Genomic DNA, 23,529 nt, shown 5'->3' with positions numbered 1-23,529 from the left:
ATCATAAAGTAAAGAAATGGCCAAATACATCAGGTACACCAAAAACTTCTACTTCGTATTTACCGTTTTATTCATCATATGGATGGTTTTTATTGACAGCAATGATATCATCAGCCATTTTAAACTCCGGTCCAAATTGAATGATTTGGAAAATCAAAAGGAATTCTACCAGGAGCGAAAAGAGAAAATACAGGCTGAAAGAGAGGAGTTGCTGAGCAATTATGAGCTGTTGGAAAAGTTTGCGCGGGAGCGATATTTGATGAAAAGGAAAACGGAAGACCTGTATGTTATTGTGGAAGAATGATTTATGGCAAACACCAGCCGGTACCTTGGTACTGCTCTTTTTTATTTTTCAAAGTTTTCAGGTGCAGGGGCAGCGGGCAATATATCCCGAAGAAAACCCACCTCTTAAAGATCGGCTGTACTTTGGGGGGAATGGAAGCGTTCAGTTTGGGACCATCACTTTCGTAGAAGTATCACCCCTGGCCGGGGTGATGATCACTGAGAAATATTCTGTGGGAGCAGGCGCGACCTACCAATATTTCAATAATCGATTTTATCGGGATGCTGCAGGACATATTTATGGAGGAAGAATTTTTAACAGGTTCAATTTATTGCCCAGGATATTTTTACATGCTGAATATGAGGCACTCAATGTGAAGGTGGCCAACCCCATACCCAATTCCAATGATGTGTTCATTACCAGAGAATGGGTGCCCGGATTATTTGGGGGAGCAGGCTACTTTACACCTTTCGGCGAACGGGGAGGTATGAACTTTATGCTTTTGTATAACTTTAGCTATGACAATAGAAGGTCTCCTTATAATGAACCATATGTCATTAGAGTGGGTTTTGTATTTTAAAGCTACTACAAAGCATGGATTCATTTATAGACCGATTGCACAAAGCCCACAACCATTGCCCTGAATGCCCTTCTCCAAAGGTCATCAATCGATTTTTCGATGATATCCTCGGAATATTGTTTCCGGAGCATGCCAATGAAATTCATAGGGATAGAAGAAACCTGGAGAATAATTTTTTTCAATTGAGGTCCCAACTCCGGCATGTACTTAAAAAGAATGAAGTTCTGTACAAAGGGGATGGGGAAGCCCTGGCGGATGCCTTTTTCGACCGATTGGAAAAGGAGGTATTTGACCGGATACACGAGGATTTGCAGGCCATGTTTGAAGGCGATCCTGCCGCAAAGTCAAAAACTGAGATCATTCGTTGTTATCCCGGCTTCTATGCCATCGCCGCCTATCGCATTGCCCATTTGTTACACAAGCTTGGTATAGGGCTGATTCCGAGAATGATTACTGAATATGCCCATAGCAAAACCGGAGTAGACATTCACCCAGGAGCCAAAATCGGCCGCCATTTCTGTATCGACCATGCCACAGGAATTGTCATTGGAGAAACCACCGTTGTGGGTGACCGGGTAAAAATATATCAGGGAGTAACCTTGGGTGCCTTGAGTGTCAATAAGGAAGATGCGGATAAAAAAAGACATCCTACCATAGAAGATGATGTGGTGATCTACGCTGGAGCCACAATCTTAGGGGGCGATACGGTGATTGGCAAAGGAAGTGTAGTTGGCGGAAATGTATGGCTGACCAAAAGCATTCCTCCAAAAAGTAAAATTTATTACCAGACTAAAATTTATGACGGCGCTTCAAACCTGACAGACTTTTATGTGCTGAAAAGTGATGCCTGAAATTCTCACCTATGAAATTATTTGAACTAATTGGGAATACCCCTTTAATTGAACTGGAACAGATTCCGGAAAATCCAAAAGTTAAAATTTACTGCAAGCTGGAAGGGCAAAACCCGGGAGGTTCTGTAAAAGACAGGGCCGCTTATCATATGATCCGACAGGCCCTGAATAGGGGAGAGATAGGAAAAGGATCCAAACTTGTGGAGGCCACTTCCGGAAACACCGGTATAGCTTTGGCGATGGTCGCCAATTTGCTTGGGGTAGAGATGACCCTGGTCATGCCGGATAATTCTACCCGGGAGAGGATCCTATCTATGGAAGCTTATGGGGCCAAAGTGATCTTGACTCCAGCGGAAAAAACCATTGAGTATGCGCGAACCCTGGCCGAGGAAATGGCAGCAGAAAAAGGATACTTTATGCTCAACCAATTTGCCAATCCGGATAACTTCAGGGCCCATTACCAGACTACAGGCCCCGAAATATTCAAGGATACCAAAGGAAAAATTACTCATTTTGTTTCAGCTATGGGCACCACGGGTACCATCATGGGAGTCTCCCGGTACCTGAAAGAAAAAAATCCTGCCATTCGGATTGTGGGTACCCAGCCTACGGATGGCTCCAGCATTCCGGGCATCAGAAGGTGGTCTCCGGAATTCTTGCCCAGAATTTTTGAGCCGGAAAGGGTAGATCAGGTGATTGACGTGAGCGAAGAGCAGGCAACAGCCATGACTCGCAGGATGGCCAAAGAAGAAGGTATTCTGGCGGGTATGAGTAGCGGCGGGGCCTTGCATGCTGCGCTCGAGCTTTCCAAAACCCTGGAAGAAGGCCTGATTGTTTGCATCACCTGCGACAGGGGTGACCGGTATTTGAGTTCCAACCTATTTGGTTAAATCATACCAACTTTTTATTCCACGTTTCTTCGCTGGAAATTACTGCTAAACAGAGATGGTTTTCCCCTATTCGATTGAGGAAGCACCTGCTTTAACAGCAGTACGTCACGAATTTTTTGGAAGGTCAAAGGGACACTTGCCAAAAGAATGGTAGTACGCCGCCTATTGGTCCTTACCTGTAAGACATTTGCGTTAAATTTATCCATAATATACTGGAATCAATACCTTTGCATGACCATTACCCTGAATGCTTAATATTTCATGTTTTCCTTGATTTCAATAGGAGTTTGGCATACTTTTTACCCATTCTTTCGGAACGCTTACCAGCAATTAACCTATGGAATTTGGTGAATTAGTAACTTATTTTGTTTTAGCCCTTGCCATCATAAATGCTATTATTTTGATTCTGGCTGGAAAAAGAGCAAAAGTCTCCCAGCAATACATGGGGTTTGCACTCCTGTTTTTTAGTGGTTTCCTTTTTACCCAGCATTATGAATATGTTATGGGGGGGCTCGCAGTTCTGATGTATTTGCTAATGCTTTGTGTAGGTCCCTTTTTTTACTTTTTTATTCGAAACACACTAGTTGGTTCAAAAAGCAATAACTACCTGGATTTACTCCATTTCATTCCATTAATTATGGTATTAATCCCGTTGGTACTCAATATTTCCAGGAAAGAGTTGCCTGGTTTTTTGTTTTCTACCTCTCAGGTCCATGAACCAATAGAACTCGTTATGCCAGGCGGTTCGGCGTTTCCTTTTGTTTGTCCTCAGGAATTATTACTTGTTTCCCTACTAATTTATTTCCTTTTTGGGCTGAGGTTATTGTTTTTCGCCCAACCGATAAACATTCACTATTCCGAACAGCGGAAAATAAGAAGATGGCTAACTTGGATTTGCTGTCTTTTTGGTCTTCTGCTGATTCTTTTTAGTTACAGCCATGATTACCTGGAATCACTTGTGGAGCAAAAGGTCCTGCTATGGGATCAGGTAATGCCTGTTGTACTACTGGTGTTAACTGCTGTCATGCACTTCAAGCCCAATCTTGTATATGGTTTTGACTTTGGGGGAAAATCAGAATCTCAATGAAAATTTACTGTAGAATTACGGGCTTACTTACTGACAGGTACAAACCTTTGAATGGAGGTTTTAAGGCTGCTTTGCAGCGCATCATGTACCAGCTTCCCAGATAAAGTTAGGTTTTTGGGAGTATGTATGGATAAAGCGTTAAAATTTAGTTACTAAATCATTCCGAAAGTTCCTTCTTGTAAAATAAACCTTGCTCAAACTTTTCGAATCTCTTATCTTTCTGAATATGAAAAATTATACTGCAATCAAAGCTGCCTGTCAGTCAAATTCGAAATTTACTTCCCGAATTCTGGATGAGTTTTTGGTTTACTATGCGGCAGATAAAGATAAACTTGACAAAGAAGCAGATCAAAGGCTGGGAACTTACCGACACATTACCCAAAGCATAGACAAGAGCTGGTACAACATGCTCAAAACCCAGTATATCATGCATCGGGTGATGAAAGAAGGGGGGCTGATCCACAAATACTTAAAGCATGCGGCCATTAAACGCATGGAGGAAGAAGAGAAGTCCTGGCTGGAGGAACAGGCAGCTTCTCCCTGGAAATTCAGTTTTGCCAGGGTTGTGGAGAGTCCGGAAGCTGATTTTTATAACATGGAAGATGTGTTTACCGGGGATACTTACCTGCTTTATTCTCCGGGGATGTCTGATATACTAAAAAAAGAATCCGTTGAGCTTTGGTTTAACCTCATTGGTTACAATGGTTCCTGCTGGCAAACCTTTGGCCCGCTGAGTGGCTACAGGAGTTTTTCAGGAGATGATGTATTCTTTTTTGCCACCGAAGTCAACCCTTTGATAGCTGATGAGGATGCATTGATGGAGGATGTTTCCCGAAATCCGGTACCTTATATGATGCTTTTTGCCCGGTCCAATTACCCGCTGACCATTCATGAGGGTCAGGTGCTGGAAATCGTTGTATCGGAACTGGAGGATGTCGAACTGAATGAGGCGGGATTGGAAAAGAAATTTCAGGTGGACAGGATAGATTCGGTGTACCGGATGAAATTAAAAGGTATGGAAAACAAGCCTCATTTTGCAGCCGCTTATTATGACAAGGAAGAAAAATTCCTCCAGGTAACAGCCATGACGGAAAAAGGTTATACAGCGCTAGCAGAGGCCTTCCAAACGCTGAAGGTTCCGGTAGGTGCTTTTGCAGATATCTATGTTCGCCCTTCCATGCTTACTGCTGCCCAGGAAATTCTGAAAAGAGAAATCGAACTCCTGCCTTATGAATTGCTTTTTGAGGAGGATATTGATCAGGGGGATGCAGATGTGGAAATGAAAAAGCTAAATGAGCTGATGGCCCTGGCAATTCCTGTTATCAATCAGGGAAAAGATCCTGATCTGGAAGCCCTGGCACAGCAGGTTGGTTTGGATGTGGAAGCAAATATGGAAACCCTCACCGCCATATTTGAAGATATCAAGGGAAAAAGGAAGGGATAAAACTGTAATTTGGTAGGGAACCATTAAACCTTTTTTAGAATGACTAAACAAGTGATATGCTGCTTTTTTATTATTTTATGTTTTTTATGCACCGTCTCTGCTCAGGAAGGTGGGGAATTTCGTGTAAATGGTTCCATAGAAAAGGAATATAAGGGATACATTTATTTATCGTATGGTGGAATCCTGGACAGTACATTGGTGCAGGACCAAAGCTTCGGTTTTGAAGGGGAAATTTCCCATCCCATGGCAGCCATCGTAAAAACCAAAAATGGGCAGGTGACAGACAATTTTTACCTTGAAGCTGGAGAAATGGACTTAACAATTAACATTCAGTATAATGTTACAGAAATTATTTCCGTTGAGGGAAACCAAACCCATTTGATGTTGACCCAATTGCAGGATTTTTTTGAAGATCATCAATCTGACGATGATTTCACCCGTTTACTTTATCATAAAATTGACAGCATTGTCACGCTTCAACCTGGGAATCAGTTTAGCGGTGCCCTGTTATCTGATTTATTTTTGGATCCGATTTTTAGTTTTGAAGAGGCAATGGGGCTTTATGGTAAACTCGATACCCTCGTCCAACAACCAGATGATTTGGCCCAAATAAAAATCTCTTTGGAAAAACTTAAGCACACCAGGATTGGCAATACTTTTAGTCATTTTGGGATGAAAGATGTCAATGGCAATATCCTAAATACGGATGATTTTGAGGGGGATTATCTTTTGGTAGAGTTCTGGGCCGCCTGGTGTGGACCCTGCAGGCAATCCAATCCAAAATTGGTTAAAGTTTACAAATCTTACAAATCAAAAGGATTGGAAATCTTTGGGGTTTCTTTGGATGAAAAGGAATCTGCCTGGCAATATGCCATTCAAAAAGATGGCCTTTTATGGCCACAGGTTTTGGCAGAAGGAGGGTTCCAAAATGAAACCATCCAGAAATTACTCATCCAATATATCCCGTCCAATTACCTTCTTGATAGGGAAGGAAAAATCTTAGCGATAAATATTTCCCCCTTCGAATTGGAGGAACGACTGAATAATCTGATAAATCCCTAGTCAACATTGGTCAAAAGGGTATTTATTTCAAGCACTGTAGTTCAATTAGTTCGAGTCAAACTATATGGGTATTTTGATGCGAATCTGGAGCTATTTCAGCCTTATAAAAAGTGTACAAGGCTAGGGTTATACTCGTTTTTTGTGTTTTGACCTGACTCAAAATATACCTACCAATCAGGCTTTGCCATGATACCATGATGGAAGTAATTTTGTGTTTTTTTTAAAAAAGATAACTAAATTGCTTTTACAAGCTAAAAATCCTAAGATGAACAAAAGAAGAGAATTTTTAATCAAATCGGCCTTTGGTGCTGCTGGTATCGCTTTGGCCCCTACCTGGTTAAATGCCGCACCGGCCATTATAAAAAGTTATAACAAACCTGATTCAAAAATCAATGGTGTGCAGATCGGATGCATTACCTATTCCTTTCGCTCCCTCCCGGACCAAAGTGCAGAAGCTACTTTGAAGTATGTCACCGATTGCGGCATCAGTGCCATTGAATTGATGGGAGGACCGGCTGAAACATTTGCAGGGATGCCTCAATCCACTTTAGACCGAAGACGGTTGTATCAGTTGGGAGGTAAACAGCGCAACGGAGAATCCCTGACAGATGAAGAGTCCAAAGAATTCGCTTCCCTTCAAGAAGAGGCCGCTGCCTATGGAAAGGTGGTAGCAGATTGGAGGAATCAGGTGGATTTTAAGAAGTTCGACCAGCTCCGAAAGATGTACAAAAATGCCGGTGTCAGTATTTATGCTTTTAAACCCAGTGCTTTCGGACAGAACAATTCGGATGCAGAAATTGCCTATGGCATGAAAGCAGCCAGAGCCCTGGGAGCCACCCACGTGACTTTGGAACACCCTTCTGACGATGCCCATACCCTGAAGTTGGGTAAAATGGGAGAGCAACACAAGATGTCGGTGGCCTATCATGGACATGAGCAGCAGACTTTTACTTTTTGGGATACCGCTCTGGCTCAAAGTCCTAGAAACGCATTGAATTTTGATGCAGGCCACTATATCGCGGCTGGACATGCGGATATCATGGCACTGCTGGAAAAACAGCATACCCGGATTCTGAGTATGCATACCAAAGACCGGCAGACCCCAGCCAATGGAAAAGGAAATCTGCCATGGGGAACTGGCGATACGCCCATTGTAGAGATTTTGCAAAAAATGCAGCAAAACAAGTACAAATTTCCTGCTTCTATCGAATTGGAACACCAGATCCCGGAGGGTTCGGATGCCATCAAAGAAGTACAACAATGCCTGGAATATTGTAAAAAGGCTCTTTCCTGATCCCTGTGACTAACCCATGGTCCCAGAGAAGGGTTTGGGTCCTGGGAGTATTTCAGCCATAGCGATATAATCGCCTTCCCTCTACTACAGGTAAGCAGGGTTGGTATGCCCCGAATTTGTTGGGATAAGGTAAACCTCTTACTAAAAGTGCCACATGTATGGATAAAACCGGGTATGCCCCATTCAAACTCCCTGAGTGGCCGGTGATTTTCTTTGCTATTATGTAGCAGGAAAAAGGGGACGAAAGCAAGGAGACAATAAAAGCAAATATTTTAAGTTCCTAAGATTTTTAGGTCAACCAAAACGTCTTCCACACGCCCGTGAGCGGACAAAAGTGTTCGTTTTTTTATTTTGGAAAATCGGGGAAATGCCCAGGAAAGGCCTTGAGGACATTTTTTGTACTGGCACCATATTGGAATACTGCCAATGTAGCGGGTGAGAAGGTTGACCTGCTCTCTGAAAACCAAAGGATTATGATAAAGAATTACTTCCGTATATTTTTCCGTAATCTCAAAAAAAGCCCTACATACACCTTGATCAATATTTTTGGTTTGGCTGTGGGTATGGCATCCAGTATTTTGATTTTTATGTTTGTGCAGCATGAGCTCAGTTATGACCGTTACCACGATAAGTCGGATAGGATATTTAGGGTTTCCAGGGCATGGTTCAATCAGGATGGGGCTGTCAGTTTACACCTTGGCCATGCTGCCCCACCGTTTGGGCCATTATTGAAATCCGATTTTGAGGAACAAATAGAACTAGCCGTTCGGCTAATGAGTACTTCAGTGATTATCGGTGAGGATGACAAGGTATTCAAAGAGGAACGCTTCTTCTTCGCAGATCCGGAAATATTTGAGGTTTTTTCCTGGGAAATGCTGGAAGGTAATTCACAAAATGCCCTTTCCTTTCCGGATGGTCTTGTTATCAGTGCATCCATGGCGAAAAAATATTTTGGAGAGGAGGATCCAATGGGTAGGGCATTGGAAGTGCGGGTAGGATCCAATGTTTTTGAGGGGCAGGTCAGGGGCATTATGGCTGACTTTCCTGATAATTCCCATTTTAAATCGGATTTTTTTGCTTCCATGGAGCCTGTTGTAAATTTCTATGGAGGATATGAGGCCATGATGGCGAATTTCGGAAGCAATAATTTTGCTACTTACCTTTTACTTAAAGAGGGACTGAGTGCAGATGCGATAGCAGATCAGCTTCCCGATTTTGTGGACCGCCACATCCCGGCAAGCGGGCAGGGGGTTCCCGCCTCGTTGGGCACGCAGCTCTATTTATGGCCTTTGACGGATATCCACCTGTATTCCAATCTTGACTCTGAAGTCGAACCCAATAGTAGTATAGAATATGTATATATTTATGGAGCCATCGCCTTGTTTATCCTTTTGATCGCTTGTATTAATTTCATGAACCTGTCCACCGCACGCTCCGCCAAAAGGGCGTTGGAAGTGGGCTTGAGGAAAGTGATGGGTGCTGACCGACAATTATTGGTCAAACAGTTCATGGGAGAAACTACTCTGATGTCAATTTTTGCCTTACTGATTGCATTGCTTCTGGTTTGGCTTACTTTGCCGGTGTTCAGCAGCTTTACCGGTAAAACGTTAAGTCTGAACCTGGTGGATCAGCCCGAATACCTGGTAGGTTTTTTGGGCCTTGTGATTTTCGTGGGATTGATCGCCGGAAGTTATCCTTCTTTGTTCCTTTCCGGATTTCAGCCGGCCAATGTGTTGAAAGGTACCTATAAAATTGGGTCCATCCATGAGAAGTTAAGGGCCTTGTTGGTAGTTGGTCAGTTTGCCATATCGATCGTGTTGATCGTGGCAGTGATGATAGTGATCGGCCAATTGGATTTCATGAAAAACAAAGACCTGGGATTTGATAAAGATGAGATCGCCATCCTTCCCGCATTTGAAGAATTTACCAGTAACTATGCCCTTATGCGTGACAGACTCATGCAACACCCGGGGGTTGAGGAGGTGGCCATTTCCAGTAGGATTCCTTCGGGGAGGTTGTTGGATTCTCAGGGCGCACAGGCGGAAATTAATGGCACCCTTACGCCAATCAATACCCGGATTTCTGATATCCATATCAGCCATACCTTTATGGAAGCCTTCGGTATGGAAATATTGGAAGGCAGGGACTTCGACTTCGACATGGCAGGGGACTCTACCCAGTCTTTTATCCTGAATGAATCAGCGGTAAGGGCAATAGGCTGGGAATCGCCCAAAACAGCCATCGGCAGGCAGTTCAATTATGGAAACAGGAGAGGGCAGGTCATTGGAGTGGTTAAGGATTTTCATTTTGAATCCCTGCACCAACCTATCAGTCCGATGGTTTTCATGGTCCCGGACTCCCGCTTTAATCAGGTTGCTGTAAAACTCAGAAAAGAGGACAAGGAAGCGACGCTACGTTACCTGCGTGAAGAGTGGTTGGCCATGCGACCTGATTACCCCTTGGAAATAACCTTTGTCGCAGAGAAATTTGATGAGCAATACCTGGCAGAGGAAAAAATTGGGACCGTTTTTGGTTTTTTTGCCGCCCTGGCCATATTGATATCCATATTGGGCTTGTTTGGCTTATCCACATATGCTACCGAACAAAGGATCAAAGAAATCGGCATCCGAAAGGTACTGGGAGCAGGTAGCTGGAACATCGTTTTACTTCTTGGAAAGGACTTTTTGACATTGGTAGGCATCGGTTTTATCATCGCCGTGCCCCTTGCCTGGTTTGGAATGAATCAATGGCTTGGAAATTTTGCCTACCATATTTCGGTCTCATGGGAGGTAATGGCCATTTCCGGTTTACTGGCCATACTGATAGCTGCCGTTACCGTTAGTTCGCAATCTTTTCGTGCAGCCTTGGTCAATCCGGTAGATACCTTTAGGAAAGAGTAAGCATGCCAGAAAATTATTTCCATGTTTGCCTGGACAAAGAGGGATAAGGCCTTTCACATCTTAGGTCCCATAGTCTAAGATTGGAAATTTTTATCTGGTTAAGAAAGGAAATAGCGAATTGGGATCGATTTTGGATAATGCCGTTAAGCATCCAATGTGAGTCAAGATTAGCAATCCTCCAGGTATCCCGTCCCGCACGGGAAGGAACATCAGCATTGTCAGATATTTTTTACCCAAATGATTTCCCTGAGGGGACAGTTTTCATTTCACACAGGCTTTTTCAATCCCGCCTCACCTCCGGAAAGCCGCCCATTCCAGGCTGTATTTTAGCAATTTCTGGTAACTGGATTCAGCAAAAATTCCCGGGCCATGGCCTGGTTGCAGGTATACTGATCGGGTTTTTGGGTTGACTTCCCGGCACCACATCAGGTGCTCCATGCTTTCCGGATGGGAGGTACTGATCAATACATTCACTTCCGGAGCAATAAATACCTGACCGTAAATTTCATCATCGATGTCAAAAGCTTTCATACCTCGGGTGATGGGATGTGTTTTGTCTGCTATCCACGCATCAAACTGTACATCATGCCGGTAATTGGATTGTGTTTGGGTATCCTCTCCATTTTCAATGTACCTGCCACCTACTACTTCCCTGTAAAAATCCCAATCCTGGTAAGATACGATGGCGTGGTGAAGAAATACCAGGCCAATGCCCTGATTTACCAGGCCTTCGAAGGCTGCCTTTTCTGCTTCGCTGATTTGCTGGACCATGTCATAAAAGAGGATGACATCATAACCTTCAGGTTGGAGAAAACCGGCATTGGCATTGGGGTGGCGCATTTCCTTGTATTCAATGTTTTCAAAAGAGTCCAACATGTCAAAAAAAGCCGGACGATCAAATCCATGGCCTCCCGTTAACAGCAACACAGAAATTTTCTCCTCCTGGGCATGGGTCAGACCGGAGAGGTTTATAAACAGTAACAGGAAAGCAGCAAAAGTTTTCATATCGGTTATAGAAAATCTCTTTTAGGCAGATACGCCATTGGTTTTGAACGGTTTATGCACCATTGACCCAGTTTTCCACCTCTTCTTTGCTGGGGTTGGGGGCCTCTAGTTTGAGTTTTTTCCGCTTTCCACAGACATCATTGAACAATTTATTGGGGTTTTGCCCTCTGAGTTGTTCCAGGGTATGGATGTTCAGTTCCCGAATCGCCGGAACCAATCCGGGATGTATACCCAAAGCTATAAAATCCTCGTCTGTAGCCACCTGCACTTTTTTCTCCGGCTTCATCTGGGGGAAGAACAATACCTCCTGTATGGTGCTTTTGTTGGTCAGCAGCATGCAAAGCCGGTCTATACCTATACCCAGTCCCGAGGTGGGCGGCATCCCATATTCCAATGCCCGGAGGAAATCCTCATCCATGGCCATGGCTTCATCATCCCCTCTTGCCGCCAGTTTGAGTTGTTCTTCGAAACGCTCCCGCTGATCGATAGGGTCATTGAGCTCTGTGTAAGCGTTGGCGATTTCCTTGCCGTTCACAAATAGCTCAAAACGCTCCACCAAACCGGGCTTTTCCCGGTGCTTTTTGGCCAGAGGGGTCATCTCTATGGGGTAGTCTGTGATATAGGTAGGTTGGATCAGCTGATCCTCTACTTTTTCACCAAAAATCTCATCAATCAGCTTTCCTTTTCCCATGCTGTCATCCACTTCAATTTCCAGATCGGCGCAGACTTTTCGCAGGCCAGATTCATCCATAGCACTGACATCTATGCCCGTAAATTCCTGAATGGCTTCAAACATGGAAAGGCGCTTGTAGGGTCCCGCAAATTCAATGACATGCTCCCCGACCTTGGCCTGGGTGGTGCCCAGTACGCTATGGGCAATCTGCCCCAGCAGTTCTTCCACCATTTCCATCATCCAATTATAGTCTTTGTGGGCTACATAGATTTCCATGGAGGTAAATTCCGGATTATGGGTACGGTCCATGCCTTCATTTCGGAACATTTTCCCGATTTCATACACCCCTTCAAACCCACCTACGATCAGCCGCTTCAGGTAAAGCTCATTAGCGATCCTTAAAAATAGCGGAATGTCCAGGGCATTGTGGTGAGTATCGAATGGTTTGGCAGCAGCTCCTCCATGTACCTGCTGAAGAATGGGGGTTTCTACTTCCAGCCAGCCATTATCATCAAAATACCTTCTCATAGAAGAGATCACTCTTGACCGGGCTACAAAGGTGTCCTTTACTTCGGGATTGACCACCAGATCCACATACCGCTGCCGGTACCGAAGCTCCGGGTCAGTAAAGCCATCATAAACATTCCCTTCCTCATCTCTTTTTACTACCGGAAGCGGTTTCAGAGATTTGGAAAGCAAGGTCAGCTCCTGCACATGAAGCGAAATTTCACCCGTTTGAGTGGTAAAAATAAAGCCTTTAAGTCCTATAAAATCACCAATGCCCAGCAACTTTTTAAACACGGTATTGTAAAGGGTCTTATCCTCTTCTGGACAGATATCGTCCCTTCTTACATAAATCTGTAGTCTGCCGGAACTATCCTGAATCTCTGCAAAACTTGCCGAACCCATGATGCGCCGACTCATGAGCCTCCCGGCGATACTGATGTTCTTGTAATCGTTTTTACGATTTTCGTAGTTTTTATGGATATCTGCCGAGCTGGCATTGATGGGGTAGGATAGGGCAGGGTAAGGATCTATGCCCAGCTGCATCAGTGCCTCCCTGTCTTTTCTTCTTTCTATCTCCTGTTCGTTCAGTAATTGCATGTATAAAGGTGGTTATGCTATTGTTGGAAATTCAGGCAGGCTTTTACGCCTGCGTATTTCTTGTTTGATCAGTTTCAGCTCGCGGCCGGTTTGCCCGGAAATCCCGGAATTTTCTTCCGCCCTCCTGGCCAGGTAAGGCAGTACTTCTTTTACCGGTCCATAGGGAAGGTATTTGACTACATTAAAACCTGCTTTGGCCAGGTTAAATGAAATGGGGTCGCTCATGCCGTAAAGTTGGGAAAAATAAACCCTTTCGTCTGCCCGGGATAGCCCATGAAGGTCTATCAATTCAGCCAGCACGGTATTGCTCATTTCGTTGTGAGATCCGCTGACCAGAGAGATCCTTTGTTTGTTGTTGATGCAGAACTGCAGGGCCCTGTCATAATCCTGGTCCGTGTCTGACTTGTTGGAATGAATGGGGTCAGGATAACCTTTGGCGGCTGCCATTTCACGCTCTTTTTCCATGTAAGCCCCCCTCACCAATTTGGCCCCCAGGAAATATCCCCTGGCCACGGCATCATGGTGCGCATCTTTCAAATGGCGCAACATGTCTTTGCGATACAACTGGTAGGTGTTGAAAACCAAAGCATTTTCCTTGTTGAATTGCCGCATGGCTTCCCGGACCCATTGATCAATAACTCCCTGGAACCAACTTTCTTCACCATCTACCATAAGGCGTACCTGGGCTTGAAAGGCTGCTTCACAAATGGTCATGAACCTGTCTTTGCCCATGGACAGGGAATCCTGCATTTCCTCAGACAGCGGTTCCTTTGCCTGGGCTTGGGTAAGTAGGCCAGTATCCACTATTCCGGAAGCCTTAAATACAGCAAAAGGCAGGTTTTCGTTGGCTTGGGCAGCCTGAATGGTCTGCAGAATCTCCTCTTTTGCAGCAGCAAAGCTGCTTTCACCTTTGTTTCCCTCCACAGAATAATCCAGTATGGATTTGACTCCAAACCTGGCCAGCCGATCTACTGTAGGTTTACACGCCTCGATATGCTCCCCTCCGCAAAACTGGCGGAAGACAGTATCTTTGATCACCTTCTCCAGCGGCAGGCCCATTGAAAAAGACATTTTGCTGAGCCAGATACCCATTTTCACCAGTGCAGGATAGCCCATTAGCCGGAACAATGCTTGTGTTTTTTTTAAATCATCGTCCGAAAGGTGGGCAAAGGCTGTTTCCAGATTATCAAAAGAAAAAGCAGGTTTTTTTTCCATTTTCAAGGGGCAAAGATACCAAAAAAAACAGGTTAGGAGGGGTATTTCTGCTTTCAATTTCTTCATTGACTGAATATTTCAGGCATTTATTTTAAGAAAGAATCCTTAATTTTAAATCCAAAAGCCCGAACAATGGATGCCCTTTTTAAAAAATTAAACTTTAAATCTCAAGAAAAGGCAGTAATACTGGCTGCTCCTGATACATTTAAGCCGCACATGGAGGCCATGGACAGGCATACCCTGATCAGCGAGCACCTGGATGAACCGGGAGAAATTGAATTTGCTTTGGTTTTTGGAAGAACCAAAGCCGAAATGGAAGCAGAAGTCCTTCCCTTACTTCCCAAACTAGGGTCCGATGCCGTATTTTGGATCGCCTATCCCAAGGTTAGTTCAAAGAAATATACTACAGATTACAACAGGGATAGCGGATGGGACCTGCTCGGCGAATGGGGGATGGAACCGGTCAGGCAGGTAGCCATAGATCAGGACTGGTCTGCCTTGCGTTTCCGAAAAGTCGAAAACATCCCCAGACTGAAACGGAAATTTGGCTTGCTATCAGAAAAAAAGAAGCCCTGACATTTCCAGCCGTCTAATACAACGGTCTAATACAAGGGAATCGGATCAAAGTTGTTTGTATTGGATCCTGACAGACTGGTGTTTTTCGTGGCTAGGACCTGGCTGATAGGTTGTTTTCACTGGAGGTTTTGACATGATGCTGACAAAAAAAATGAATAACTGTTTGATTTTTAAATGGGGAAAGATTACATTTGACGCATGAAAAAATTCGCAGCTACATATTTTAGCTTCTTTTACTTTTATTTTCGTCCCCACGGCCGAATCGGAGCTGCGTATTGTCTTGAAAAAAAATAATTAAAGATAAACAAACACAGGAGCCCGATTCGAGAGAGTCGGGCTTTTTTATTTAACCGTAAATCAAACAATGGAAAATCACTTACAAACGAAAGACTGGGGCCTGGGCCTGGAAAAGGAGCACCTGATCATTGCAGGGCCCTGTAGCGCCGAAACACCCGAACAAATCGAAAAGGTTTGTCAGGACATGATAGCGGCAAATGTGGTCCCTGATGTATTCAGGGCAGGGATTTGGAAGCCAAGAACCAGACCCGGGAGTTTCGAAGGAATCGGGGAAGATGGGTTGAAATGGATGGAAATCGTCCGACATCACCTGAATATTCCGATTACAACCGAGGTGGGAAACACCGCCCACGTGGAATCGGCTCTGAAGCATGGGGTAGACATCCTTTGGATAGGTGCCCGGACTACGGTAAATCCCTTTGCCGTTCAGGAGATTGCTGAAGCCCTGAAAGGTGTAGACATACCTGTGATGGTGAAAAACCCTATGAATCCCGATTTGGAACTGTGGAGAGGAGCCCTGGAAAGACTTCAGGCAGTAGGGGTTAATAAGTTGGCTGCGATTCACCGGGGATTCAGTGATGCGTACGATAAAAAATTCCGCAACAAGCCCAACTGGTCCATGCCCATCCACCTGAAAAGGATTTGGAAAGGCATGCAGGTAATCAATGACCCCAGTCACATTGTAGGTAACAGGACGGGATTATTGGAAACCGCCCAGCGAGCCATTAATTTTGGTTTGGACGGGCTGATGATTGAAACCCATCATGACCCCGACAATGCGTGGAGTGATGCCAAGCAGCAGGTAACTCCCAGGCAGCTGAGAGAAATTCTCGATCAGATTGATTTCAAGCATACCCTCCAAACCGAGCACCCATCAGAAAAACTGCAAGACCTTAGAAATGCGGTAGACCATTTGGATGACCAGTTAATGGATCTATTGGCGGAACGCTTTTCCATTATCGATCAAATTGGCGCTCACAAAAGAGAACATAACCTGACCGTTTTTCAGGCTGATCGCTGGAAGCAGGTGATGGATTCCAGGACTCAAAAAGGAATGTCCAAAAACCTGAGTGAAAAATTCATGAAGGAATTGCTTTATTGCATTCATGAAGAGTCCGTAAAGCGCCAGGAGAAAAAGTTGCGAGAGGAGCAACCTTCTAATAAATCAGTTTGACGGTTAAACCCGTTTTATTTCTTTGGAATATACATTGGACGGTTTTTGATTTTCTGGTAAAACCTTAACAATCAAATTTATGGTACCAGCAGACCGGGAGGTATGAATCGTTGCAGTCTATATTCAGGAAATAAAACGGGTTTAATTTTTTACCTTTACCAAAAAGTACTGTTTTGGAAACAATTATATTTTCTTCCCATATAGCAGAGGATCTGCCACGCTATCTCCATAATAAAAAATATTCCCGCTTAGGGATTATTATGGACAGTCATACCATCAAGCATTGCTACCCGCTTGTTTCGGAAGGCCTGCCTGAACATTGCCTGCATGCTTTTGATGCGGGAGAAATCCATAAAAACCTGGACACTTGCCAGGGAATCTGGCAATGGATGACGGAAAATAATTTTGACCGCAAAACCTTGATTATCAATATCGGAGGAGGGGTGGCCGGAGACATGGGTGGGTTTTGCGCCAGTACCTATAAACGGGGAATCCGCTTTATCAATATTCCAACCACCCTGCTGTCCCAGGTGGATGCCAGTGTTGGAGGAAAATTAGGTATAGATTTCAATGGCTTCAAAAACCACATTGGCGTTTTTAATCAACCGGAAGGGGTATTGATCTGTGATGAGTTTTTAAAAACCCTGCCTGAGGCAGAATTGCGTTCAGGCTATGCCGAAGTGATTAAACATGGCCTGATACGTAATGAGAATTACTTCAATAGCCTGAAAACGGAGAACTGGCAAAACCAGCCCTGGAAAGACATCATTGAGGTATCGGTGGGCATCAAGCGGGAAGTGGTAGACAAGGATCCCAAAGAAAACGGATTAAGGAAAATTCTTAATTTTGGACACACGATCGGACATGCCATTGAGTCTCATTACCTGAATGGCCCCTACCGCCTTCTCCATGGTGAAGCCATCGCCATTGGTATGGTTACGGAAGCCTATCTTTCCCACAAGTTTTTGCGACTTCCCCAAGCTCAGCTGGACACCATACAACAAAAGGTGTTGGCAGTTTTTGGTAAAATTTCTATTTCCGACAAAGATTTTGATGCCATTATCAAGCTTTGTTTTCAGGACAAGAAAAATGATGGTGAAAAACTTAATTTCTCCTTGCTGAAGAAAATAGGGGAATGTGACTTTAATATTGTGGTGGACAAGCAATCGGTCGTGGAGGCCATGGAATATTATAATAACCTGGAGGAATGAGCATTGCGTGTGTCATTATTCCTCAATTTACCATCCACCTATAAGAATATATATTCATGAAAAGCATTGATTTACCCTTACTGGAATCCCTTGGTCAGGTTCGTATACCCTTGCCTTCTTCAAAAAGCGAAAGCAACAGGGTACTGATCATTGATGCCCTCACCAAAGGAAAAAATCTCTTGTCCAACCTGGCCGAAGCCCGGGATACCCAGACCATGATTCGCTTGCTGAAAGATGATCCTGAAGTCTATGATGTGCTAGACGCAGGTACCACCATGAGGTTTTTAACGGCTTTTGCCGCCCTGAACAACAAAATCAAAACCCTGACCGGCACCCCCAGAATGTGCGAGCGGCCCATAGGAATTTTGGTGGATGCACTGAGGGAGATTGGAGCAGAGATTGACTACCTGAAAGAGGAAGGTTATCCTCCTCTTCAGACCCGAGGTTTTGGGGGCCAAAAATCCCGTGAAATCAGTATTCGGGGAGATGTCAGCAGCCAGTACATTTCAGCCCTGTTGATGAATGCGCCCCTGCTTCCCCAAGGGCTAATCCTGAACCTTACCGGTAAGGTGGGCTCACGCACCTACATCACCATGACGCTGGAATTGATGAAAACCTTTGGCGTAAATTATCAATTTGAAGGGAACCAAATCAGGGTTGCTCCACAGGAATACCAGGCGACCTCATTCTCGGTGGAAAGCGATTGGTCAGGAGCCAGTTACTGGTTCAGTTTACTGGCATGCGCAGGAGCTGGCGAGTTGTTTTTGGAAGGATTGAAAGCGGATAGCCTGCAAGGCGATGCCCGGATCGTATCCATTATGGATCGCCTGGGCGTAAAAAGTACTTTCCAGGAAGGAGGCGTCCTGCTGCAAAAACAACCGGTCCTTGGATTGTCTGAATTTGATTTTACCCATTGCCCCGACCTGGCCCAGACCGTAGCCGTTACCTGTGCCCTGACCGGTCAGCAAGCAGATTTTACCGGGCTGGAAAGTTTACGGATCAAAGAGACCGATCGCATCGATGCACTGCAAAGAGAACTGGCAAAGATCGGGGCCCATCTAAGGGAAGGTCGAACCGGAGTCTTTACCCTTACTCCTGCAGCGCAAATCCCGGAAATAGTGGAGGTAGAGACCTATGATGATCACCGCATGGCGATGGCATTTATGCCCCTGATCACCAAAACAAAGATGCGCATTTTAGACCCTGAAGTGGTGAATAAATCCTATCCCAGTTTCTGGAAGCATTGCGAATTGCTGGGAATAAATCCTGTGTTTAAAAATTGATGCCCTATTGTAAAAACGATGAAGGGCTTGTACACCATTGTCTTGTTGCTGCTATCCAATGCCTTTATGACCCTTGCCTGGTACGGACACTTGAAGTTTAAGGAGCTAAAGTGGTTTGAAAATCTGGGGCTGATAGCTGTTGTGTTGATCAGCTGGGGCATTGCACTCTTTGAATATTTCTTTCAGGTTCCGGCAAACAGGATAGGCTTTAAAGGAAATGGAGGTCCGTTTAGTTTGGTGGAGCTGAAAGTATTGCAGGAAGTGATCACTTTGGTGGTGTTCATGATATTTACTTTCCTGTTTTTTAAGAATGAAAGCTTTCGATGGAATCATTTGGTAGGCTTCTTCTTTTTGGTGGTCTCAGTTTATTGTATATTTAAAAAGTAAAGCTATTGGAAAAAAAATTGAAAATTGCCATCCAGGGGGTACTTGGATCCTTTCATCACCAGGTGGCCCAACAGTATTTTGGAGAGGATATCGCTGTTTTTGGTTTCAATACCTTTGAGGAGGTGGCCAAAAGCGTGGAGTCTGGTTCAGTGGACTTTGCGGTCATGGCCATAGAAAACTCCATTGCAGGAGCCATATTGCCGAACTACGACATCATCGACCGGCATGATTTGTTTGTAGTGGATGAGTATTACCTGCCCATATCTCATAACCTGATGGTGCTTCCCGGCCAGCAGCTTTCAGACATCAGGGAAGCCAGATCCCACCCCATGGCCCTGCTGCAATGCAAGCAATTTTTTGCCAGACACCCGGACATCGTTCCGGTAGATGATGTAGATACTGCCTATGTGGCCAAATTAATCTCAGAACAAAAGCTTCAGGGACTAGCTGCCGTGGCCAGTACCAAAGCCGCTGAATTTTATGGATTGGAAATTCTGGCAAGGGACATACAGACCGTAAAGGATAATTTCACCCGTTTTATTATTCTTCAAAAAGAAAAGCCGGTACAGCGCAAGGCGCCTACCAAAGCCAGTTTGAAAATTACTGTTCGCAATGAAAAGGGTGTGCTGGCCAAATTGCTTACCGTGATGAGTGCGCATGACCTGGACCTGACCAAAATCCAGTCTATACCTGTCATGAGTAAGCCCTGGGAATACACTTTTTTTATTGATACCTTGATAGCAGATGAAAGCCAATTTAATGCGGCAATTGAATCCATTGAAGCGAACTATGGGGATGTGAAAATATTTGGGACCTACCAAAACAGGAAATGATGAAAGGGTATTCAGAAAGATTGCAAGAAGTACAGGAATATTACTTTTCCAAAAAACTCCAGGAAGTCCAGGAACTCAGAAATGCTGGTAAACCCATTATCAACATGGGGATAGGTAGTCCCGACCTGCCACCGGATCCCAGGGTAACGGTGGCACTCCATGAGACGACTGCCTTACCCAATGCCCATGGATACCAATCCTATCAGGGCACGGCCGAACTCAGACAGGCCATGGCAGACTTTTACTCCAGAAATTATGGGGTAAGCCTGGATCCGAAAACCCAAATCCTTCCCCTGATGGGCTCAAAGGAGGGAATCATGCACATTTCTATGGCATTTCTCGATGAGGGTGATGAGGTATTGGTGCCCAATCCCGGATACCCCACCTATACTTCAGTAACCAAACTTTTAAAAGCAAAGCCGGTGTATTTTGATTTGATGGAGCGAAGTGGTTGGGAACCTGACTGGGAGGCCCTGGAAAACCTGGACCTTTCCAGGGTAAAACTCATGTGGATCAATTATCCCCACATGCCAACAGGGGCAAAAGGCTCCAGGGAACTCTTTATCAAACTATTAAATTTCGCCAGCAGAAACAATATTTTATTGGTTCATGATAATCCGTATAGCTTTATTTTGAATGAGGAGCCCCTGAGTTTTCTTTCCCTTCCCGGGTCAATGGACCATGTACTGGAGTTAAACTCATTGAGTAAGACATTCAATATTCCGGGCTGGCGTGTGGGCATGTTGTCCGGAAGGAAAGATTACCTTCAGGCTGTTTTGCGGGTGAAGAGCAACATGGATTCCGGGATGTTTTTAGGTATTCAGGCGGGAGCTGTGGCTGCCCTTCACCTGGATGCTTCATGGATCAGTTCCATGAATGCCATTTATGCCAGACGGAGGGCCTTGGTTTGGGAAATGGCCAGGCAGTTGCAACTAGAGGTGGATGAAGGGGCCGTAGGTTTGTTTGTCTGGGCCAGGGTACCTGAAGGCATGCAGGCTTTGGAACTGGTAGACCGGCTGCTCTATGAAAAGGATATCTTCATCACTCCGGGGATGGTATTTGGCAGCAAAGGAAAGGACCATGTCCGTTTTTCTCTATGCGTTGACGAAGGATTGATCAAAGAAGCATTGAACAGGCTAACTAAATAATACAGCATGAAAAAGATACATATCATTGGATTGGGATTATTGGGTGGTTCTTTCGCCCTTGCCCTCAAAAAAGCATTGCCGGATTGCGACATTACAGGATTTGACAATCGCCAGAAACACCTGGACATGGCTCTGGAAATGGGTTTAATTGCCCGACAGCAGGAGGTTCCGGATAGGGATACGGATGTAGTCATTCTGGCAACACCTGTGGATACCCTTTTTGACTTGCTGGAAAAAACACTGGAACAGGTAGGGGCAAACACCCTGGTCATGGATTTTGGTTCTACCAAAGAACAGCTGTGTCGTCAAATGGCCGCTCACCCGAAGCGGAATCAGTACCTGGCTGTTCACCCTATCGCAGGCACAGAAAATTCAGGCCCCGGGGCCGCCGTGGGGAATTTATTTGATGGGAAGGTTTTGATCATTTGTGAAATGGAAAAAACAAACATACACTTGAAAGGTCTGGCCTATGATATCTTTGAGGCGGTGAACATGAAGCTTCGGTTCATGGATCCCGGAGATCATGATCTTCACCTGGCATTTGTATCTCACCTTTCTCATGTTTCTTCCTTTGTTCTGGGTAAAACCGTCCTAGACAAAACCAGTGACGAAAAGAATATTTTTGATATGGCAGGGAGTGGCTTTGCTTCTACGGTTCGACTGGCAAAAAGCTCTCCGGCCATGTGGGCACCGATATTTTTAGAAAATAAAAAAAATGTACTGGCGGCCATGGATAGTTATATCCAACACCTCTCACATTTCAGAGATATGATAGCTGAAGGGGATGTGGATGGGTTGAATCAGGAAATGCAGGAAGCCAATAAAATCAGGGATATTTTAGATATTAAGGAATAAATGCAAATATTTATTTCTACATTAACAATCATTGCTGATTATTTTGTAGATTGATTAACATGCATTTATCTATAGCATCAGAATTCAGAACCCTCAAGGAGGTGTTAATGCATCGGCCCGGAGGAGAGATTGACAGGTTGACACCCTACAATAAGAAATTACTTTTATTTGAAGATGTCCCTTACTTGGAAGAAATGCAGCGGGAGCACGATGTCTTTACCGGGACGATTCGGGATAATTGCGGAGCAACCGTTTATTTTTTTGAAGATTTATTGCTGGAAGTGTTGGCTCATGATCAATTGAGAAAAGAATTGATACAGGAAGCTTTGTTTGCATCCCGGCTGGGGCACCTGACAGAAGAGCTGCTAGGCGTGCTTTCGGTTGCAGAATGCGCCAAGGCATTGATGTCGGGCATCAAAGTTCATGAAGTGAGGAGGAAGCTAAGTTCAGCAGGTTTGGCAGATCTTATGGATGTGGCCTTTTTGATTCCCCCCTGTCCCAACCTGTACTTTCAGCGGGATACGGCTGCCGTAGTGCCTGGTGGAATGATTTTTTCCAGAATGCGTTTGCCAGAGCGGCAGCGTGAGGCCAATATGGTGCGGAGTATTTTTGAAAATCACCCTTTATTTAAACATAAGATCCGCAAGCAGTATCCCTTGGATGTACACCAAAACCCGGCTTCCCTGGAAGGGGGTGATGTGATCATATTGAACGAAAAAGCGGTGGCGATAGGATATTCTGAAAGGACAGATGAAAAGGCCATCTACCACGTGGCTAAAAGCCTGATCGCAGCAGGTACGGTAGAACGAATCTATGAGGTCCATTTGCCCAAGAAAAGAAATTTCATGCACCTGGACACGGTTTTTACCATTTTGGATGAAACCAAGGTGCTTACTTACCCGGATGCCATACAGTCCGTGCAGCGGATTTCATTGTATGTGCGCAAGGAGGATAAAGGGGATGAAGTGCATGTGAAGCGGCTGCATTTGAAGGAACAGCTTAGGGAGATCCTGAAGCGAGAGATCCCCGGGCTGGAGATCATCGGTACCGACCGGGTAAATCAGGAGTATGCCCTTCGTGAGCAGTGGTTTGATGGGGCCAATGTGTTTACTATCGGGCCAGGAAAAGTGATTTCCTATAATCGCAACAAGCATACCAACCGGGCCTTGCGTGAATTTGGGATAGAAGTTATGGAAATTCCCTCTTCTGAACTTTCCAGAGGCCTAGGGGGTCCCAGGTGCATGAGTATGCCCATTAGCAGAGAAAAACGTTAAATAAATTTTCAGACCGATTGAGAGTTGTATATTAATTCTTAGTTTTAGGTCCCAAAGGGCCAGGCACATTCCGGGACTTACTTTTTCCTTTATGTGCAGGCTT

General features: G+C 44.7%; 21 protein-coding genes. 18 read left to right on the top strand and 3 right to left on the bottom strand.

Features of this window, described 5'->3' with window-relative positions; genetic code table 11:
- Nucleotides 1-16 precede the first annotated feature (16 nt).
- The 9 genes from GL182_RS14030 to GL182_RS13990 all read left to right on the top strand — a co-directional run bounded on the left by GL182_RS14030 (nucleotide 17) and on the right by GL182_RS13990 (nucleotide 10,391).
- Nucleotides 17-304 carry an FtsB family cell division protein gene (locus GL182_RS14030; RefSeq protein ID WP_163380310.1) on the top strand — a complete coding sequence of 96 codons (288 nt, stop codon included), beginning with the start codon at nucleotides 17-19 and terminating at the stop codon, nucleotides 302-304.
- The gene (locus tag GL182_RS14025; RefSeq protein WP_240469840.1) at nucleotides 285-863 is read left to right on the top strand and encodes a hypothetical protein; all 579 of its coding nucleotides are present in this window, start codon (nucleotides 285-287) and stop codon (nucleotides 861-863) included. Before GL182_RS14030 ends, GL182_RS14025 begins: the two co-directional genes overlap by 20 nt.
- A gap of 14 nt (nucleotides 864-877) precedes the next feature.
- On the top strand, nucleotides 878-1,714 hold the full coding sequence (gene epsC / locus GL182_RS14020) for a serine O-acetyltransferase EpsC (protein ID WP_163380309.1): 837 nt from the start codon (nucleotides 878-880) through the stop codon (nucleotides 1,712-1,714).
- An 11-nt stretch (nucleotides 1,715-1,725) separates the two neighbouring features.
- Nucleotides 1,726-2,604 (top strand): cysteine synthase CysM, encoded by an 879-nt coding sequence (cysM, locus tag GL182_RS14015; protein WP_163380308.1) that lies wholly within the window; start codon nucleotides 1,726-1,728, stop codon nucleotides 2,602-2,604.
- A gap of 637 nt (nucleotides 2,605-3,241) precedes the next feature.
- The gene (locus GL182_RS14010) at nucleotides 3,242-3,691 is read left to right on the top strand and encodes a hypothetical protein (RefSeq protein ID WP_163380307.1); all 450 of its coding nucleotides are present in this window, start codon (nucleotides 3,242-3,244) and stop codon (nucleotides 3,689-3,691) included.
- 226 nt (nucleotides 3,692-3,917) lie between these two features.
- The gene (locus GL182_RS14005; RefSeq protein WP_163380306.1) at nucleotides 3,918-5,135 is read left to right on the top strand and encodes a hypothetical protein; all 1,218 of its coding nucleotides are present in this window, start codon (nucleotides 3,918-3,920) and stop codon (nucleotides 5,133-5,135) included.
- Between the two features lie 39 nt (nucleotides 5,136-5,174).
- Nucleotides 5,175-6,197: a TlpA disulfide reductase family protein gene (locus GL182_RS14000; protein ID WP_163380305.1), complete on the top strand. Its 1,023-nt coding sequence runs from the start codon at nucleotides 5,175-5,177 to the stop codon at nucleotides 6,195-6,197.
- A 265-nt stretch (nucleotides 6,198-6,462) separates the two neighbouring features.
- On the top strand, nucleotides 6,463-7,491 hold the full coding sequence (locus tag GL182_RS13995; protein WP_163380304.1) for a sugar phosphate isomerase/epimerase family protein: 1,029 nt from the start codon (nucleotides 6,463-6,465) through the stop codon (nucleotides 7,489-7,491).
- Between the two features lie 473 nt (nucleotides 7,492-7,964).
- Nucleotides 7,965-10,391 (top strand): ABC transporter permease, encoded by a 2,427-nt coding sequence (locus tag GL182_RS13990; protein WP_163380303.1) that lies wholly within the window; start codon nucleotides 7,965-7,967, stop codon nucleotides 10,389-10,391.
- Nucleotides 10,392-10,682: 291 nt separating this feature from the next.
- Here GL182_RS13990 and GL182_RS13985 read toward each other — a convergent pair whose 3' ends face one another.
- The 3 genes from GL182_RS13985 to GL182_RS13975 are packed head-to-tail and all read right to left on the bottom strand — an operon-like array spanning nucleotide 10,683 to nucleotide 14,388.
- A complete protein-coding gene (locus GL182_RS13985; RefSeq protein WP_163380302.1) occupies nucleotides 10,683-11,396 on the bottom strand; it encodes a ThuA domain-containing protein in 714 nt (237 codons plus the stop codon).
- Between the two features lie 52 nt (nucleotides 11,397-11,448).
- Nucleotides 11,449-13,173, bottom strand: a complete 1,725-nt coding sequence (gene lysS, locus GL182_RS13980) for a lysine--tRNA ligase (protein ID WP_163380301.1) — start codon at nucleotides 13,171-13,173, stop codon at nucleotides 11,449-11,451.
- Between the two features lie 12 nt (nucleotides 13,174-13,185).
- Nucleotides 13,186-14,388 carry a proline dehydrogenase family protein gene (locus GL182_RS13975; protein WP_163380300.1) on the bottom strand — a complete coding sequence of 401 codons (1,203 nt, stop codon included), beginning with the start codon at nucleotides 14,386-14,388 and terminating at the stop codon, nucleotides 13,186-13,188.
- Between the two features lie 132 nt (nucleotides 14,389-14,520).
- Here GL182_RS13975 and GL182_RS13970 point away from each other — a divergent pair, with 132 nt between their 5' ends.
- From GL182_RS13970 to GL182_RS13930, 9 genes are all read left to right on the top strand, one after another.
- A complete protein-coding gene (locus GL182_RS13970) occupies nucleotides 14,521-14,964 on the top strand; it encodes a hypothetical protein (protein WP_163380299.1) in 444 nt (147 codons plus the stop codon).
- A gap of 364 nt (nucleotides 14,965-15,328) precedes the next feature.
- Nucleotides 15,329-16,435 (top strand): chorismate mutase, encoded by a 1,107-nt coding sequence (locus GL182_RS13965; RefSeq protein ID WP_163380298.1) that lies wholly within the window; start codon nucleotides 15,329-15,331, stop codon nucleotides 16,433-16,435.
- Nucleotides 16,436-16,608: 173 nt separating this feature from the next.
- Nucleotides 16,609-17,646 (top strand): 3-dehydroquinate synthase, encoded by a 1,038-nt coding sequence (gene aroB / locus GL182_RS13960; protein ID WP_163380297.1) that lies wholly within the window; start codon nucleotides 16,609-16,611, stop codon nucleotides 17,644-17,646.
- 56 nt (nucleotides 17,647-17,702) lie between these two features.
- Nucleotides 17,703-18,929, top strand: a complete 1,227-nt coding sequence (locus GL182_RS13955; RefSeq protein WP_163380296.1) for a 3-phosphoshikimate 1-carboxyvinyltransferase — start codon at nucleotides 17,703-17,705, stop codon at nucleotides 18,927-18,929.
- A gap of 18 nt (nucleotides 18,930-18,947) precedes the next feature.
- Entirely contained in the window at nucleotides 18,948-19,316 is a 369-nt protein-coding gene (locus tag GL182_RS13950) for a DMT family protein (RefSeq protein ID WP_163380295.1), read from the top strand.
- A 5-nt stretch (nucleotides 19,317-19,321) separates the two neighbouring features.
- On the top strand, nucleotides 19,322-20,149 hold the full coding sequence (locus GL182_RS13945) for a prephenate dehydratase (protein ID WP_410492714.1): 828 nt from the start codon (nucleotides 19,322-19,324) through the stop codon (nucleotides 20,147-20,149).
- Nucleotides 20,149-21,297 (top strand): pyridoxal phosphate-dependent aminotransferase, encoded by a 1,149-nt coding sequence (locus tag GL182_RS13940; protein ID WP_163380464.1) that lies wholly within the window; start codon nucleotides 20,149-20,151, stop codon nucleotides 21,295-21,297. The genes GL182_RS13945 and GL182_RS13940 overlap by 1 nt, the downstream gene beginning before the upstream one ends.
- Nucleotides 21,298-21,303: 6 nt before the next feature.
- A complete protein-coding gene (locus GL182_RS13935) occupies nucleotides 21,304-22,152 on the top strand; it encodes a prephenate dehydrogenase (protein WP_163380294.1) in 849 nt (282 codons plus the stop codon).
- Nucleotides 22,153-22,211: 59 nt separating this feature from the next.
- On the top strand, nucleotides 22,212-23,426 hold the full coding sequence (locus GL182_RS13930; protein WP_163380293.1) for an arginine deiminase family protein: 1,215 nt from the start codon (nucleotides 22,212-22,214) through the stop codon (nucleotides 23,424-23,426).
- Nucleotides 23,427-23,529: the final 103 nt, after the last annotated feature.

Origin of the sequence: Cyclobacterium sp. SYSU L10401, assembly GCF_010993705.1 — a bacterium.
Taxonomy (GTDB): domain Bacteria; phylum Bacteroidota; class Bacteroidia; order Cytophagales; family Cyclobacteriaceae; genus Cyclobacterium.
The sequence above is the reverse complement of the archived record's forward strand: the minus strand, read 5'-3'. Positions and strand labels throughout refer to the sequence as shown.

Bases quoted from the DNA above. Each gene is read 5' to 3' on its own strand.
- GL182_RS13965 (WP_163380298.1), top strand. From the start codon at position 15,329: ATGGAAAATCACTTACAAACGAAAGACTGGGGCCTGGGCCTGGAAAAG.
- GL182_RS13935 (WP_163380294.1), top strand. From the start codon at position 21,304: ATGAAAAAGATACATATCATTGGATTGGGATTATTGGGTGGTTCTTTC.
- GL182_RS14010 (WP_163380307.1), top strand. From the start codon at position 3,242: ATGGTATTAATCCCGTTGGTACTCAATATTTCCAGGAAAGAGTTGCCT.
- cysM (WP_163380308.1), top strand. From the start codon at position 1,726: ATGAAATTATTTGAACTAATTGGGAATACCCCTTTAATTGAACTGGAA.
- GL182_RS13955 (WP_163380296.1), top strand. From the start codon at position 17,703: ATGAAAAGCATTGATTTACCCTTACTGGAATCCCTTGGTCAGGTTCGT.
- lysS (WP_163380301.1), bottom strand. From the start codon at position 13,173: ATGCAATTACTGAACGAACAGGAGATAGAAAGAAGAAAAGACAGGGAG.
- GL182_RS13970 (WP_163380299.1), top strand. From the start codon at position 14,521: ATGGATGCCCTTTTTAAAAAATTAAACTTTAAATCTCAAGAAAAGGCA.
- GL182_RS13930 (WP_163380293.1), top strand. From the start codon at position 22,212: ATGCATTTATCTATAGCATCAGAATTCAGAACCCTCAAGGAGGTGTTA.
- GL182_RS13940 (WP_163380464.1), top strand. From the start codon at position 20,149: ATGAAAGGGTATTCAGAAAGATTGCAAGAAGTACAGGAATATTACTTT.
- GL182_RS13990 (WP_163380303.1), top strand. From the start codon at position 7,965: ATGATAAAGAATTACTTCCGTATATTTTTCCGTAATCTCAAAAAAAGC.
- GL182_RS13985 (WP_163380302.1), bottom strand. From the start codon at position 11,396: ATGAAAACTTTTGCTGCTTTCCTGTTACTGTTTATAAACCTCTCCGGT.
- epsC (WP_163380309.1), top strand. From the start codon at position 878: ATGGATTCATTTATAGACCGATTGCACAAAGCCCACAACCATTGCCCT.
- GL182_RS14030 (WP_163380310.1), top strand. From the start codon at position 17: ATGGCCAAATACATCAGGTACACCAAAAACTTCTACTTCGTATTTACC.
- GL182_RS14005 (WP_163380306.1), top strand. From the start codon at position 3,918: ATGAAAAATTATACTGCAATCAAAGCTGCCTGTCAGTCAAATTCGAAA.
- GL182_RS13995 (WP_163380304.1), top strand. From the start codon at position 6,463: ATGAACAAAAGAAGAGAATTTTTAATCAAATCGGCCTTTGGTGCTGCT.
- GL182_RS13950 (WP_163380295.1), top strand. From the start codon at position 18,948: ATGAAGGGCTTGTACACCATTGTCTTGTTGCTGCTATCCAATGCCTTT.
- GL182_RS14000 (WP_163380305.1), top strand. From the start codon at position 5,175: ATGACTAAACAAGTGATATGCTGCTTTTTTATTATTTTATGTTTTTTA.
- GL182_RS14025 (WP_240469840.1), top strand. From the start codon at position 285: ATGTTATTGTGGAAGAATGATTTATGGCAAACACCAGCCGGTACCTTG.
- GL182_RS13975 (WP_163380300.1), bottom strand. From the start codon at position 14,388: ATGGAAAAAAAACCTGCTTTTTCTTTTGATAATCTGGAAACAGCCTTT.